Raw genomic sequence first — 14,649 nt, 5'->3', positions numbered from 1 at the left:
AACAGGGGTTTTTTTAATTTTTAAATGGGGTTTTTTACTGTTTAACACGGCTATATTACTGGAGAACACGGCTTTATGACTGTAGAACACGGCGAGATGACAGGAGAACACGGCGAGATGACAGGAGAACACGGCGGAATGACGACAGGGGACGCGGCGGAATGAGTGGAAAATGTCGGCGTGACAGCTGGTCGCATGACCTATAGCGCGCGGTGAGCCTACCGATCAGGAACCGGGCCGTCGTCCGGGCCTGGGGTGATGGTGTCGAGTTGTTCGGGTAGCAGGGGGACTACCGCGAAGGCGCCTGCGGCGGCGTCCGGGGGTAGGGCCTCGACGGCTCGGATTCCGGTGTGGGAGGCGAGGTCTCGGAGTTGGGTGAGCCGACCTCGGACGACTACGCCGACTGCGCAGGGACAGTCCGCGTGGAGGCGGGCGGCCACCACGGCGGCGGTGCGGGCGGCGCGCTCGTCGGCGGGTTGGGCGTAGTCCATCGCGCCCGCGGCGGCCCGGATCGACCCGATCGCCGCGGCGTCACCGGCGGGGACGGGGACAGCGGTCACCGGCGTGTACACCCGATTTAGGGGGACGTGGTACAAGACTTGCGAAATCCGCAGTCCCGCAGCCTGTTCCGGCAACCGTCCGGCGGCCGTGCCGGTGTCGAACGACGCCAGCGCCCAGCGCTCGGCCGTGTCGGCGCCGGTCAGCGAATCCCTCGCTCGCGCAAGGTAATCGGCGACCCGCTCGTCCGTCTCCGGCCCCAGGCGATCGGTGGACACGATCGCGGCGCGGGGCGGAATCGCCCAGCCGAGCGCCACGATCAGCACGACGGCGGCGACCACCGCACCGGCTATCGCGGTCCGGCGCAGGCTGTTACGCATTGCGCAGGACGCCGAGGGCGTGCTCCAGATCCGCGGGATACTCGCTGGTGATCTCGATCCACCGGCCGTCGGCGGGATGCGCGAAGCTCAGCGCGCGGGCATGCAGCCACTGCCGTTCCAGTCCCAGCCGCTCCGCCAGCCGCGGGTCGGCACCGTAGGTCAGGTCGCCGCAGCAGGGGTGGCGGATCGCCGAGAAGTGCACCCGGATCTGGTGTGTGCGACCGGTTTCCAGGTGGATGTCGAGCAGACTCGCCGCCTGGAACGCCTCCACGGTGTCGTAGTGGGTGACGCTCGGGCGGCCGTCCGCGGTCACCGCGAACTTCCACTCGTTGCCGCGGGCCCGCCCGATCGGCGCGTCGATGGTGCCGCTGGACGGATCCGGATGTCCTTGCACCAGTGCGTGATACCGCTTGTCGACCGTGCGTTGTTTGAACGCCCGCTTGAGCACCGTGTACGCGTGCTCGGACTGCGCCACCACCATCACCCCGGAGGTGCCGACGTCGAGCCGGTGCACGATGCCCTGGCGCTCGTGCGCACCCGAGGTGGAGATGCGGTAGCCCATCGCGGCCAGCCCGCCCACCACGGTCGGCCCGGACCAGCCGACGCCGGTGTGGGCGGCCACCCCGACCGGTTTGTCGACCGCCACGATGTCGTCGTCGGCGTAGAGGATCTTCATCCCCTCGACCGGCGTCGCCTCCACCCGCAGTTCGCGCTTCGGCTCGGGGAACTCGACCTCCAGCCAAGTCCCGCCGACCAGCCGATCCGATTTGCCCGCCGGCACACCGTCGATCTGCACCGCCCCGTCCTCGGCGAGCGAGGCGACGGCCGTGCGCGACAAGCCCAGCAGGCGCGACAATCCGGCGTCCACGCGCAGGCCGTCGAGCCCGTCGGGCACCGGCATGGCCCGGGTCTCCCTCATGCCTGCTCCCCCGTCGTCGACTCGGCCTTGCCGTCCGAGTGCCGGGCGCGGGTGCCGTCGGGTTCGAAACCGAACAGCGTCAGCGCCACCAGCAGGATCGCACCGCACACGATCGCCGAGTCGGCCACGTTGAACACCGGCCACCACTTGGTGACGGAGATGAAATCCACGACGTGCCCCTGCAGCGGACCGGGCGCGCGGAACAACCGGTCGACCAGATTGCCGAAGGCGCCGCCGAGCACCAGTCCCAGCCCGATCGTCCAGCCCAGCGAGCGCAGCGACCGCCCGATGCGGATCACGCCGATCACGACGCCCGCCGCGACCAGCGTCAGCAGCCACGTCATGCCGGTAGCCATCGAGAACGCGGCCCCCGCGTTGCGCACCAGGGTCAGCCGGACCACCTCGCCGATGACCGAAATCGGCTCACCCGGCGTCATCTTCGCCACCACCAGCGCCTTGGTGCCGAGATCGAGCGCGAAGATCACGGCGGCGACCAGCAGCAGCGCGGGCAGGCGGCGGGCAGGCGCGGGGACCGCGGTGGCGGCCACGTCCCGGGGCGACTCGTCGTGCTCGTCGGGGTGTTGATCGCTCGGCCGGTCGGTATTCACAGCTGACATCATCCCCTATAGGAATAGCGGCCTCGTCGGTCGCCGGGTGCACCGGGTCCGGCCACCGGTCCGGTCCCAGCTGATTTTCAGGAACCGGTCGTACTCTGTTCGGCGTGACGGTGTTGTCTTCTCCCCCCTCGACCGCCCGGTCCGTCCGGTCGGGCGTGCTGCTGGTGGTGCTGTCGGTCGCACTGTCGGCACTGGGTGTCGGTTGCAGCGACAGCACGGAGTCCACGGCCGACCCCGATGTGGAGCCGACCGGACTCGGCAAGGAGGTCACCGTGCCGATCTCCGCGACGGTGACCTCGGTGGTCGATCCCGGCGCCGAACCGCGCTCGCTGCTGCGGCCCGGCTACGAGATCGGTACCTCCCAGCAGGTGACGCTGCGCACCGACCATCACATCGAGCAGCAGATCAACGGCCAGGCGGTGCGCGACTTCTCGCCGCCCGCGGTCACCATCCCGCTCACGGCGCAGACCAGCCGCAAGGGCGTGGATCTGACGCTGGGCGCCGTCACCTCCCCGGATCCGTCGCTGGCGCAGGAGTTGCAGTCGGCCGACGGCTCGCACGCCGGGTTCGACATCAACGCGGAGGGCGCCATCACCCGGCTCCGGCTGGAAACCGCGCCCACCACCGACGACGCCGCCCGCGCGGCCCTGGAGCGGACCTTCTACCAGACGGTGTACCGCTCCATAGCGTTCCCGCCCGACCCGGTCGGCGTGGGCGCGGTGTGGACGGTGCGCCAGCAGGTGTCCAACGATGTGCAACCCAACGAGGTCGACCAGGTGACCACGGCGACGCTCACCCAGCGCGAGGGGAACCTGCTCACGATCGCCCTCGACATCACCCAGACCCCGCAGTCCGACGCCTGGCAGCTGCCCAACAACACCGGTTCGCTCGACATCGTCGACTACCTGATGCACGGAACCGGCACCATCACCGTGGATCTCGGTCTGCCGCTGCCGGTTTCGGGCTCGGTGAACATCGGCGGCCACCTCTCCTACCGCGAGCCGCGCACCAAAGTGCTGCTCCGGCAGAACATCCGCACGCAGGTGCGATGGGGCGACTGACGCGAGCCGGCGCCCTGCTGACGGGTGCGGCGCTGTGTGCGGCCGGATGCGGCTCCCAGCATGCGGATTCGGCCTCGAACCCGATTTCGGCGGTGACGCCGCCGTCGATCACGGCGCCCGCCATCACCGATTCCGCGCAGTTGCAGGCGAGGCTGCTGACCGTGGCCGACCTGCCCCCCGGATACACCCGTCTCGACGACGGCTCGCCCGGTAACGGTGCGACGCCGCAGGATCGGTCCCGCACCGAACCGCCCGAATGCGCCAAGGTGCTGGCCGCCGTCGGCGAGCAGTTCGCCGGAGCGAGCGCGCGCGGCGCGGCCGGTTACGCGACCGCCGATTTCGCCAGTGTCGACATCGACGCCGCGAGCTACCCGGACAACGGTGCGGCCCAGGCCTTCTCCGCGGTGCAGGACCTGCTGCGCCGGTGCACCGCCTACTCGGGCACCGACGCGGACGGTGTCGCCGTCGACTACCGCGTCAGCGCCCTCGAACTGCCCCGCACCGGCGACGCCTCCGTCGCCTTCCAGGTGCGAACCACGAGCGAGGGCATGACGCTGTACTCGTCCGCGGCCCTGATCCTGGTGGGCAGCACCGTGGCCCAGCTCGCCGAGACCGCGCCCCAGCCCATCGATTCCGCCGCGTTCGCCGACCTCACCGCGAAGCAGGCGCAGCGGCTCCGGGGCGTCCCCGGAGCCTGACCCGCTTCCGCCGTTTACCAGGCGGTGTTGATGTGGCCCGGGTTCCACAGGCCCGAGTGGGTGACCTGGGTGACCGCGGGGTCGGCGAGGGCGGCGGCGGGGTCTCGGGGTGTCAGGCGCTGGAGTTCGCCCCAGTCCTGGCTCCAGTCGTCGCGGAGGTAGGTGGCCAGGGTTTCGGTGCGCAACAGCTGCTGGCTCCAGCCGAGCGGGCCGCCGCCGTCGTGGCCCTCCCACAGGTTGGTGTCGTGGGCGGCGGGGCGGTCGGGCAGGATGCGCCAGCCCGGGATCTGGGCGATGCCGTCCTTGTGGTCGAACGGGCGCTGGCACGGAAACTGCAGGCCCACCGCCCAATCCAGCAGCACCGGATCGTTCGAGCCGATCAGCTGATCGATGGTCTGGGTCCGCGGTATCCGCGGTGGGGTCAACGCCATCCACTGCTTGGGGTCGAGCGACTTGTCCTTGGCGACGATGCGAATCACGTCGGCCTGCGCCGGGATCTGGTCCAGCGGCACCCGCAGATTGCGCCACGACGGGGCCGGACCGATATCGATCGGCGTCACCTTGCCCAGCGCCTGCGCTGAGGCCGCCGAATCCGACGTGCCGTACTCGATCTCGACCGGCTGCCCCGGCATGATCGAACCGTCCTGGGTGATCGCCCGGAACCGCCCCGCCGCGGTGATCGCCACGATGCCGCTGCGGTCGGTCGGATCCGGGAGCTTGTACCAGCCGGTGGTCAGTTCGGCCGAGGCCCGCTGACCGGCGGTGCCGAGCTCCGGCGTGCCGTTCGCCAGCCCGAAAGGCAGTGGCGCGCCGCCGAGTTGGGTGCCGGCGCTGCCGTCGGACTTGTCGTTGAAGGCGTTGGCGATACTGCTGCTGTTGCCCGCGGGCTGGTCGTCGGGGGTGAGATCGCCGACGCCGTTGGGCAGGAATTCGGTCGAACTCCCGGCGAACGTGGTCATCGGGTCGCCCGAGAGCGGCGCCAGCATGGAGGCGTTGGGGTCGGTCTCGACCAGTACGTCGTTGGCCAGCCCGCACGGCTTGCCGAGCACCGCGTCGACGTTCGAGCGCGCCAGCGAGTACGCGGGATACTGCGTGACCGCGCCCTTGGCGAACGACGCCACCTCGAACAGCACGATCAGCGCCGCGACCAGGGTCAGCGGCGGAATCTTCGCCAGCCGCCAGGCGCGCGGCGAAATGCGGTGCGGCGTACCGGGTTCCGGCGCCCGCACATGCCACCACGCGGCCAGCGCCAGGCACAGCACGGCGATGATCAGGAAGATCTTGCTCAGCCCCACGCCGAACACCGACGGCGCCTGATCCCACCACGGAATGCCGTAGCTGGAGACGTACCACCACTCGTTGACGCTGGTGAAGATCTGCGCCATCGCGATGGCCACGATCGCCGCGAACAGCGCCCGGTACCGCGGCGCCCGCATCACTCGCGGCCCGACCGCCACCGCGGTCACGACCGCGACCGCGCCCGCCAGGCCGGCGTAGATGCCGTTGTGGTGGGTGAACTTCGTCGGGACGGTCGCCATCAGCACCATCGCGCCGAAGGTGATGCCCAGCAGGCGTTTCGCCGGTCCGGCCGCGACGAACGGGATCCGCCCGCCCTTGCGCAGCACCACGAACGCGCACACCAGCAGGCCGAGCCACATCGCCACAATGCCGAACCGGCGCCCGATCGAACCGTCGGCGGTGGGCATGAACAGCCACTGGTAAGTCAGGTAGTCGTCGTACCACGGCACCGAGGGACCGACGGCGTTGTGGACCCGCTTCATCTCGAACATCGCCGACAACGGCTCGACGCCGAAGGCGAAGACCAGCACCAGCGTTCCGGCGGCGGCCAGCGGCGCCAGCAGCGCGCCGTACGCCTTGGTCCACGACCACCACGAGACCTTCGAATCCCCCGGTACCCCAGTGGGATTCGCGAGTTCACGGGCCCGGCCGACGCCGAACCGCACCACCGAGCGCGCCCCGGCCAGCAACGGCGCGAGGCAGATGACGCCCGAGGGCGCCGCGGTGAGACTGAATGCCGCGATCAAAATGGCGATGGCGTAGGGCAGCAGCCGTCGCGTCGCGATCGCACGCTCCACGAAACACCAGGTGAGCAGTACCGCGACGGCGATCACCGGTTCCGGGCGCAGGCCGTTGTTGTAGGGCAGCCACACCGCGAGGAAACCGAGCGCCCCCGTCCACACCGCCACCTTGTCGTGGCGCACGGCTACCCCGAGCCGCGGGATCACCTCCCGGCTCAACGCCAGCCAGGTGATGACACCGGCCAGCAGCGTGGGCAGCCGCATCCACGGACTGGCGGTGCTGATCTCGGTCATGTGCGCGATCACGTCGTACGGCGGTGTGCCGACCGGGTTTTCGGGCACGCCGAAGAACCGGAAATAGTTCGCCATGTAACCCGACACCAGCGAGGTGCGGGCCATGCCGAACTGATAGCCGTCGTCGGAGGTGGTGGAACCGATGAAATGCCACACCACGAGCGCGCCGAGAACGACGGTGTCGACGCGGGTGAACGTCCACCACCGCTGCGGCAGCAGCCGGCGCACCCGGCGTCCGTCGAACCGGTCCAGCCGGAACAGCGCCGCCAGCGCGACCAGGGCCAGCACCACCGCCAGCACCGTGGCGGCCCGCTTGGCGATCGTCGGCACGACCGAGAACCGGCTGTCGACCTCCGCGGTGACCGTGGTGCCGCCCGCGGCGGGCAGATCGCTGAACACCCCCACCAGCTGCGGCCGGAAATCGCCGTACAGCACCGCCGGTTTCGCGCCGGTGCCGCGCAGTTCGGCCGTGGTCGAGGAGTGGTCGGAGTGGACCACCAGCGCCGCGTCGGAGAGTTCGGCGAGCGGCACGCTGAACATCGACTGGCTGCGCAGTATCACCTCGAACAGCGCCGGCCGGTCGTCCTGCGCGGGCCGCACCCGCGCGACGAAACCGTACTTCTCCAGGTCGGGCGCGGTCGCGGGCATGGTCGCCGCGGCCAGGCCGCCACGTTCGGCGAGTTGCTGCAGCGTCGCGCCGGGAATGGTGGCGTCGAAGGTCAAGGGCGCGTAGGACACCAGCGGCGCGGTGATGCTGCGGGTCGAATCCTGTTGCGGCCACGACAGCGTCGTCTTGTCCACGTGGACGGGCAGCAGCGGCACCGCGACGGCGAACAGGGCCGCGAGCACACCGGCGATCAGGGCCACCGGCTGGGCCCACCCTCCGTGTCGCGGCCGGGTGGCCCGAGGTTGCTCGCCCGCTGCGGGCGCCTCGTCCGCCCTCACCATCGTGTCCGTCACGGGGGCCGATCGTAGCGTGACGCATTCGTGACCGGAGAAATCGCGCACGGGATTCTCAGCCTGCGCTTAGCTTCCCCACGCGCTCGGCGGACATGCGAACGGGGCCGATGCCACGCCGGACATCGGCCCCGTCGGGCGACGGAAAGTTACGAGCAGGCGGGCGAGGCCTGGCCGAGGTTCTGGATTCCGGCGCAGGCCCAGCTCTTCTGCAGGACCCACTTGCCGTTCTGCGCGATGAACGGCACGCTGGCCTCGCTCGGCGCACCGTCGTTGACGGAGAAGTTGGCCTTCGCGGTCAGGGTGTCGCCGCCGAGGTATGTGACGTTGGTCACCTCGATCTTGGCGTTGTTCTGCTGGTACGCGTCGGTCAGCTTCTTGATCATGTCAGGGTCCTTCTGCAGGGCCTCCTGACCGTCCTCGAGGTACTGGATCTTCTCTTCGGCGGGAACGTTCGGGTCCAGCGCCTGCGACAGCTCGGTGTTCAGCTCCTCGACGGTCGGCACCGGCGGCACGTTCTGCACCGACGTGGCGGCCGCTTTGCTCGAGCTCTTCGGCTTGGAACCCTCGTTCTTGTCGCCGCTGCCGCAGGCGGACATGCCGAGCGCGGCCACGACGGCCAGCGTGGCGACCGCGATGCGTCCAGTCATCTGAAGCTTCAATGCTCGTCCTTTACGTTCGAGGTTGGTCTGTACCGTGCACGTGACAGCAGCCGCCCGACCGGCGGCGCCGCACGAGTGGCCTCACGCTACCCGCCGAAATTCAACGAAGACTAAGGAGCGGGTCGGCCGGGGCGAGGTCGATATCGTCGGCGTGAAAGGTATACGCCGGACCCGGTCCTGTCGAGCGTGTCTCGAAACGGACTGTGACGCGGCCGTGTCCGGAGCCCTGCACCCAGCCGTGCCCGTGCTCGCGATGGGCGACATCGCGCCCGGGATACCAGAATTCGGTGGTGTAGGAACGGGTGGCGGGCGGAACCGCGGGCTCGGGTGCGACGAATTCGTCGAGCGCGCTTGCCGAATCGGGCTCGCGCGCCGCGCCGGGGCTACCCGACGCCGCCAGCGCCTGATCCAGTTCGGGGAACAGCGACTCCTGCCGGACCGTGGACAGGCCGCCGAAACCCACGCCCACCAAGCGAATCGGGCCCAGCTCGCCCGGGTCGATGGCCGAGCGCAGCGCGGCCGCGGTGAGCGTCGCCGGTTCCTCGGTGGCGTAGGGCAGCGTGAACGAACGCGTCACGATGCTCATGTCCGCCTTCTTCAGCTTCAGTACCACCGTGCGCGCGGCGCGGCCGTCGGCGATCAGGCGCCGGTGCGCGGCCGCGGCCATCGCCTCGATCGCCGGGCGGAGCTGGGCGAGGGTGACTATGTCGCTCTCGTAAGTGGTTTCGGCGCTGATCTGTTTGGCCTCGGCGCGCTCGGCGACCGGGCGGTCGTCGAGGCCGCGGGCCAGGCGGTGCAGGGCCGCGCCGACGCTGCCGCCCAGCAGCGACACCGCCTCCTGCTCGGGCAGCGCCGCGAACGCGCCGACGGTCTCGATGCCCAGCGAACGCAGCCGCCCCTCGGCCACCGGGCCGATACCCCACAGCTTGCGCACCGGCAGCGCGGCGAGCAGCTGCTGCTGCTCGGCCGGTGAAACCACCCGCACCCCATCGGGTTTCGCGAGCCCGGAGGCGATCTTGGCCAGCTGCTTGCCGGTGCCCGCGCCCACCGACGCGACCAGCCCGGTGCGCTCGCGGACCAGCGCGCGCAACTCCTCGCAAAATTCCAGCACCCGCGCGGCGGTGGCGCCGGCCAGCTCGGCGGGCTCGCCGAATGCCTCGTCGAACGACAGCGTCTCCAACACCGGTATGCGCGAGCGCAGGGCCTCGAACACCTGCCCGCTCACCTCGCCGTAGACCACCCCGCGCGGCGGCACCACCACCGCCGTGACGCCCACCAGCCGGCGCGCCTGATGCATCGGCATGGCCGACCGCGCGCCGAACACCCGGGACTCGTAGCTGGCCCCGGCCACCACGCCGCGCGCGCCGATGCCGCCGACCAGGACGGGCCGCCCGCGCAACGTGGGACGGGTGAGCTGCTCCACCGAGGCGAAGAAGGCATCCATATCGATGTGCAGCACCCAGCGCCGCGCCGACGCCTCGAGAGCCGCACGACCGGGTGCCAGGGTGGTTCCCCGGACTGGCAAATTGCTGGCGGGTTCCTGCGAATCGCGGCCACGCCCGGCCGCGCCGCCGGGACCGCGCACTACCCCGGCAGATGCCCGCTGACCAGGCACGAGCCATGCCGTAGCCGAGTCGGGGGCAGCGTCCATGACAGGGAATCTACGCGCGGCTACCGACATGATCGGCGACCCGAGTATGTGATGATCGGATCATGAGCATCCGAAAGGCCGTGATCCCGGCCGCCGGTATCGGTTCCCGCCTGCTCCCGCTGACCAAGGCCATCCCCAAGGAGATGCTGCCCGTCGGCGACAAGCCGGTGATCGAACACACCGTGCGGGAGCTGGTGGCCTCGGGCATCACCGACATCACGATCGTGGTCAGTGCCGGAAAGTCGTTGATCCAGGACCACTTCCGGCCCAATCCGGCGCTGGTGGCACAGCTGCGCGCCGACGGCAAGACCGCCTACGCCGACGCGGTGGAGGAGGTCGGCGAACTCGGCCGCCTCGGCCACATCACCTATCTGGACCAGCACGGCCCGTACGGCAACGGCACGCCGGTGCTCAACGCCGCCCGCACCCTGGGCGACGAGCCGATGCTGGTGCTGTGGCCCGACGACGTGTTCGTCGCGGACGTGCCGCGCGCCCAGCAGCTCATCGACGCCTACAACAAGACGCACTCCCCGGTGCTGGCGCTGCTGCCCATGGATGCCGCCGATTCGACGCGCTACGGCGTGCCGGTGGTCGAGGAGACCTTCGACAACGGGCTGATGCGCATCACCGGTCTGGTCGAGAAGCCGAAGCCGGAGGACGCGCCCTCGGCCTACGCCGCGATCGGTGGTTACGTCGTCACCCCGGGCATCGTGGAGGAGCTGCGCAAGCAGGTCGCCGCGTGGTACACCCACCGCAGCGGCGAGGTCTACCTGACCGACGCGATCAATGTGTTCGCCGCCTCCAACGCGGTGTACGGCCAGGTCATCCAGGGCAACTGGTACGACACCGGCAATCCCGCCGACTATCTGGTCGCCCAGTTCGCCTCGGCCCTCACCCATCCGGAGTACGGTCCGGTGCTGCGCGGGCTGGTGCACGACTGACGTCAGTAGAACCGGCGGATCGCGTAGATGTCGAATTCGCTGAGCGGCGTCAGCACGACCCCGACGCCCGCCGAGTGCGCGTTGAGCAGTTGCCCGCCGCCGGCGTAGATGCCCTCGTGTGAACCGTCGGCGTTCACGATGACGATGTCGCCGGGCTGAATCGAGCCCAGCGGTACCGCGCTGCCCGCCGCCGCCTGCTGCCAGGTGGTGCGCGGCAGCATGATGCCCACGTGCCGGAACGACCACACCGCCAGTCCGGAGCAGTCATAGGTGAGGGGCCCGGTGGCGCCCCATTCGTACGGCTTGCCGACCTGGGTCTGGGCGAGGTTCAGCGCGATCATCGCCCGCGGACTGGCGAGCGGCAGGGTCGCCGAGCCGCTGGCGCTACCGGAGGCCGAGCCGGATCCCGAGCCCGAGGCGCTGCCGGAACTGCTCCCGATGTCGTCGGCGCCGCTGGCGGTTCCCGCGGCGACCGAGACGGCGATCAGGCCGGTCAGCGTGGTGAGAAGTAGTCGAACGATGCTGTTGCGCGATGGAGTTGTCGCCATGGCTCGCCCTTCGGTTCGGCGCACACCACCCCGACGGCGAGCGACCGGCGACTACTCAGCACACACGAAGTGCACGGGATGACCGCTTCCCCACGGGCATCTCATCCGGACAGCTTGCCTGGCAGTGCGGTTTTCTCAGCGTGGTCGAACGGACAGAACACAGAAGCTCAACGAGACATTTAAAGTTGCCGTGACATAGCTGTTGTACCGCAATTCACATGCGCCCCACAAGAACTAATTCTCCCCCCACACCTCCACCCCAGGTCAGCGGCGTGTCAACACGAGAGAAGGACGCGATACCGCATTGCTCACACGGCGTCGATGAGCATCAGCACGCGGCGGCCGACGAGATCGGACCACCGGGCCACCGCAAACGTCGCGGCGCCCAGCACCGGGCGATCATGGGTCTGCGTGAGGCCGAGTTCGAGTCGACGTTTACGGATGGTGTCGGCGAACTCAGCCGGCACAGCGCGCCGGGCTACGCCAACCCGACGTGTCTCGGCTGGAGTCGGGAGGCGGGACCCCCACCATCGGCATGCTCGAACGGCTGGCTCACGCGCTGGAGCTGCGTTTCGTCGCCCGATTCGAGAGGCCGGGCGCAGCCTGATCCATACACCGACTTCGCCGACGCCCAGCACGCGGTCGACACAGTGCTCGATTGCGGTGCTACGCGACCTCGTCAGGTCGTCGTCGCGGCCGACCGGAGGAAGAACATGAGGTTTGCCGGGCGTTCGGCGAGTCTGCGGACGAAATAGCCGTACCACTGGTCGCCGAAGGGGACGTACACGCGCAGGTGCTGTCCGAGGCCGATCAGCCGGGATTGTTCGGTGGGCCGGATGCCGTACAGCATCTGGTATTCGAGGTCGTCGCGGTCGCGCCCGACGGCTGTCGCGAGCAGCGCGGCGGCCTCGATCATCGCCGGGTCGTGGGTGGCGATCATCGGATATCCCTTGCCCGCCAGGAGGATTCGCAGGCACTCCAGGTACGAGGCGTCCACCTCCCGCTTGTGCCGGAAGGCCACGGATTCCGGCTCGCTGTAGGCGCCCTTGCACAGCCGGATCCGGGCGCCCTCGCCGGCGAGGACGCGGCAGTCGCCCGCCGTGCGCCGCAGGTATGCCTGGAGCACGGTGCCGACGGTCTCCGGGTGGTCGCGGCGCAGTTCGCGCACGATGGCCAGCCGCGATTCGGTGGTCGCGTGGTCCTCGGCGTCGATCGTCATCCAGATACCCGCGGCCGCGGCGGCGCGAGCCAGGACGCGGGCATGGCGCAGGGCGGTCTCGTGACCGTCGGTGGGCAGCGCCCGGCCCAGCGCCGACAGTTTCACCGACACCTCGAGCGGGCGCGGCCCCGCCGCGGCGCCTGTCGGCAGTTCGGCCAGTGCCGCGATCAGTCCGAGATACTCCCGCACGACGCGGTCCGCCTGCGCCGGGTCGGCGGTGTCCTCGCCGAGGTAGTCGACGGTGACGAACCGATTGCCACGCAACAACTCTCGCACCGCGGACAGCGCCGCGTCCCGCGTCTCCCCCGCCACGAAGCGATCGATCATGCGACCGGTGGCGGGCAGCCGGGTGAGGCCGCGTTCGACCCGGCGGGAGCGGGCCGCCGCCAGCAACGCCGGGCGCAACGGGTTGGACAGCGCGGACGCGTTCATCGTTCCTCCACGGGTATCCCGGTGGCCGTACTCACGACCGCTCCGAATCCGGTGCCTGGTGCGGGTATTCGTGCGTCACGGGCGGGACGAACGTCTCCTTCATCGATCGCGGGGAGACCCAGCGCAGCAGGTTCAGCGGCGAACCGGCCTTGTCGTTGGTGCCGGAGGCGCGGGCGCCGCCGAACGGCTGCTGGCCGACCACGGCGCCGGTCGGCTTGTCGTTGACGTAGAAGTTGCCCGCCGCGAAACGCAGTGCCCCGCTTGCCTTCTCGATGGCCGCGCGGTCGCGGGCGATGATCGCGCCGGTCAGCGCGTAGGCGGCCCCGGTGTCGACCAGGCGCAGCGCCTCGTCGAAGGCATGCGGGCGGGAATCGTCGTATACGTGCACCGACAGGATCGGGCCGAAGTACTCGGTGCGGAACATCTCGTCGCCGGGATCGTCGCCGAGCAGCAGCGTCGGTGACACGAAGTAGCCGACGGCGTCGTCGTACGAGCCGCCCGCCGCGACGGTCACGCCCGGCGTCGCCTTGGCCCGCTCGATCGCGGCGGCATTGCGGTCGAAGGCGCGCCGATCTATCACTGCCCCACCGAAATTCGCGAAATCGGTGATATCGCCGTAGGACAGCGACTCGATCCGGCCGATCAGCTCCTCCCCGACGCGATTCCACACCGAGCGCGGGACGAACGCGCGGGACGCGGCCGAGCACTTCTGGCCCTGATACTCGTAGGCGCCGCGAATCAGCGCCGTCATCAGCGTCTCCGGGTCGGCCGAGGGATGCGCGAGCACGAAATCCTTGCCGCCGGTCTCCCCGACCAGCCGCGGATACCCGTGGTAGCGGTCGATATGGGCGCCCACCTCCCGCCACAGGTGCTGGAAGGTGCGGGTGGAGCCGGTGAAGTGGATACCGGCCAGCCGCGGATCACGCAGCGCCACCTCCGACACCTCCGGGCCGTGCCCGTGCACCAGATTGATCACACCCGGCGGCAGCCCGGCCGCCTCCAGCAGCCGCATCGTGCAATAGGCGGCGAGGGCCTGGGTGGGCGAGGGCTTCCACACCACCGTATTGCCCATGAGAGCCGGTGCGGTGGGCAGGTTTCCGGCGATCGCGCTGAAGTTGAACGGGGTGATGGCGTAGACGAAGCCCTCCAGCGGCCGGTAGTCGCTGCGGTTCCATACACCCGGGCCGGATTCGGGCTGACCGGCCAGCAGTTGCCGCGCGAAATGGACGTTGAAGCGCCAGAAGTCGACCAGTTCGCAGGGCGCGTCGATCTCGGCCTGATACGGCGACTTGGACTGGCCCAGCATCGTCGCCGCGGCGACGGTCTCGCGCCACGGCCCGGCCAGCAGGTCCGCGGCGCGCAGGAATACCGCGGCGCGCTCGTCGAAAGGCAGTGCGCGCCAATCGGATGCGGCGCGCATGGCGGAGTCGACGGCGTCCCGGGCGTCGGCCGGTTCGGCGACGCCGAAGCTGCCGAGCACCGCCCGGTGCGCGTGCGGCTGCACGACATCGACGCGAGCGCCACCGCCGGGGCGGTGCTCGCCGTCGATCACATGACAGATGTCGGTGGGGGTATCGGCCAGTTCGCGCAGTGCGGCCCGCAACCGGACGCGTTCCGGGGTGCCGGGCGCGTAGGAGTTGACGGGTTCGTTGGACGGCGCGGGGACCGTGGTGATCGCGTCCATGCAGGAAATAAACCCCATCCACGCCGGGAGCGAATTGTTCGATCGGACG

The 14,649-nt window shown here is 69.9% G+C and carries 14 protein-coding genes; 4 read left to right on the top strand and 10 right to left on the bottom strand.

What is annotated here, in order from left to right:
• Window positions 1-218 precede the first annotated feature (218 nt).
• Genes QH470_RS28685 through lspA form a run of 3 tightly spaced genes read right to left on the bottom strand, consistent with a single transcriptional unit; the run spans window position 219 to window position 2,414 of the window.
• A complete protein-coding gene (locus QH470_RS28685; protein ID WP_280275473.1) occupies window positions 219-878 on the bottom strand; it encodes a hypothetical protein in 660 nt (219 codons plus the stop codon).
• Window positions 871-1,797 carry an RluA family pseudouridine synthase gene (locus QH470_RS28680; RefSeq protein WP_280275472.1) on the bottom strand — a complete coding sequence of 309 codons (927 nt, stop codon included), beginning with the start codon at window positions 1,795-1,797 and terminating at the stop codon, window positions 871-873. Before QH470_RS28680 ends, QH470_RS28685 begins: the two co-directional genes overlap by 8 nt.
• The gene (lspA, locus tag QH470_RS28675) at window positions 1,794-2,414 is read right to left on the bottom strand and encodes a signal peptidase II (protein WP_280275481.1); all 621 of its coding nucleotides are present in this window, start codon (window positions 2,412-2,414) and stop codon (window positions 1,794-1,796) included. The genes QH470_RS28680 and lspA overlap by 4 nt, the downstream gene beginning before the upstream one ends.
• Before the next feature lie 104 nt (window positions 2,415-2,518).
• On the opposite strand from lspA, the gene QH470_RS28670 reads away from it, so the two are divergent.
• Both QH470_RS28670 and QH470_RS28665 read left to right on the top strand, forming a co-directional pair.
• Window positions 2,519-3,475 (top strand): hypothetical protein, encoded by a 957-nt coding sequence (locus QH470_RS28670; protein WP_280275471.1) that lies wholly within the window; start codon window positions 2,519-2,521, stop codon window positions 3,473-3,475.
• Window positions 3,463-4,173: a hypothetical protein gene (locus QH470_RS28665; protein WP_280275470.1), complete on the top strand. Its 711-nt coding sequence runs from the start codon at window positions 3,463-3,465 to the stop codon at window positions 4,171-4,173. Before QH470_RS28670 ends, QH470_RS28665 begins: the two co-directional genes overlap by 13 nt.
• A gap of 14 nt (window positions 4,174-4,187) precedes the next feature.
• On the opposite strand, the gene QH470_RS28660 is transcribed toward QH470_RS28665, so the two are convergent.
• The 3 genes from QH470_RS28660 to QH470_RS28650 all read right to left on the bottom strand — a co-directional run bounded on the left by QH470_RS28660 (window position 4,188) and on the right by QH470_RS28650 (window position 9,569).
• Window positions 4,188-7,454, bottom strand: coding sequence for an arabinosyltransferase domain-containing protein (locus QH470_RS28660; protein ID WP_425302807.1), 3,267 nt, complete (start codon window positions 7,452-7,454; stop codon window positions 4,188-4,190).
• Between the two features lie 158 nt (window positions 7,455-7,612).
• The gene (locus QH470_RS28655; RefSeq protein WP_280275468.1) at window positions 7,613-8,113 is read right to left on the bottom strand and encodes a WKL family lipoprotein; all 501 of its coding nucleotides are present in this window, start codon (window positions 8,111-8,113) and stop codon (window positions 7,613-7,615) included.
• A gap of 112 nt (window positions 8,114-8,225) precedes the next feature.
• Window positions 8,226-9,569, bottom strand: a complete 1,344-nt coding sequence (locus tag QH470_RS28650; RefSeq protein ID WP_425302806.1) for a DNA polymerase IV — start codon at window positions 9,567-9,569, stop codon at window positions 8,226-8,228.
• A 269-nt stretch (window positions 9,570-9,838) separates the two neighbouring features.
• Here QH470_RS28650 and QH470_RS28645 point away from each other — a divergent pair, with 269 nt between their 5' ends.
• On the top strand, window positions 9,839-10,717 hold the full coding sequence (locus tag QH470_RS28645; protein ID WP_280275466.1) for a UTP--glucose-1-phosphate uridylyltransferase: 879 nt from the start codon (window positions 9,839-9,841) through the stop codon (window positions 10,715-10,717).
• Window positions 10,718-10,719: 2 nt separating this feature from the next.
• On the opposite strand, the gene QH470_RS28640 is transcribed toward QH470_RS28645, so the two are convergent.
• Both QH470_RS28640 and QH470_RS28635 read right to left on the bottom strand, forming a co-directional pair.
• Window positions 10,720-11,265 carry a C40 family peptidase gene (locus tag QH470_RS28640; RefSeq protein WP_280275465.1) on the bottom strand — a complete coding sequence of 182 codons (546 nt, stop codon included), beginning with the start codon at window positions 11,263-11,265 and terminating at the stop codon, window positions 10,720-10,722.
• Between the two features lie 308 nt (window positions 11,266-11,573).
• Window positions 11,574-11,732, bottom strand: a complete 159-nt coding sequence (locus QH470_RS28635) for a hypothetical protein (RefSeq protein WP_280275464.1) — start codon at window positions 11,730-11,732, stop codon at window positions 11,574-11,576.
• Window positions 11,733-11,758: 26 nt separating this feature from the next.
• Here QH470_RS28635 and QH470_RS38340 point away from each other — a divergent pair, with 26 nt between their 5' ends.
• Entirely contained in the window at window positions 11,759-11,872 is a 114-nt protein-coding gene (locus QH470_RS38340) for a helix-turn-helix domain-containing protein (protein ID WP_425302805.1), read from the top strand.
• Between the two features lie 72 nt (window positions 11,873-11,944).
• On the opposite strand, the gene QH470_RS28630 is transcribed toward QH470_RS38340, so the two are convergent.
• Entirely contained in the window at window positions 11,945-12,916 is a 972-nt protein-coding gene (locus QH470_RS28630; protein ID WP_280275463.1) for a proline dehydrogenase family protein, read from the bottom strand.
• A gap of 31 nt (window positions 12,917-12,947) precedes the next feature.
• Window positions 12,948-14,600, bottom strand: coding sequence for an L-glutamate gamma-semialdehyde dehydrogenase (gene pruA / locus QH470_RS28625; RefSeq protein WP_280275462.1), 1,653 nt, complete (start codon window positions 14,598-14,600; stop codon window positions 12,948-12,950).
• Window positions 14,601-14,649 lie beyond the last annotated feature (49 nt).

This window comes from Nocardia wallacei (assembly GCF_029868745.1).
GTDB classification, from domain to species: domain Bacteria; phylum Actinomycetota; class Actinomycetes; order Mycobacteriales; family Mycobacteriaceae; genus Nocardia; species Nocardia wallacei_B.
Note: the sequence above shows the minus strand (reverse complement) of the source record. Positions and strands in the feature narration are given on the sequence as shown.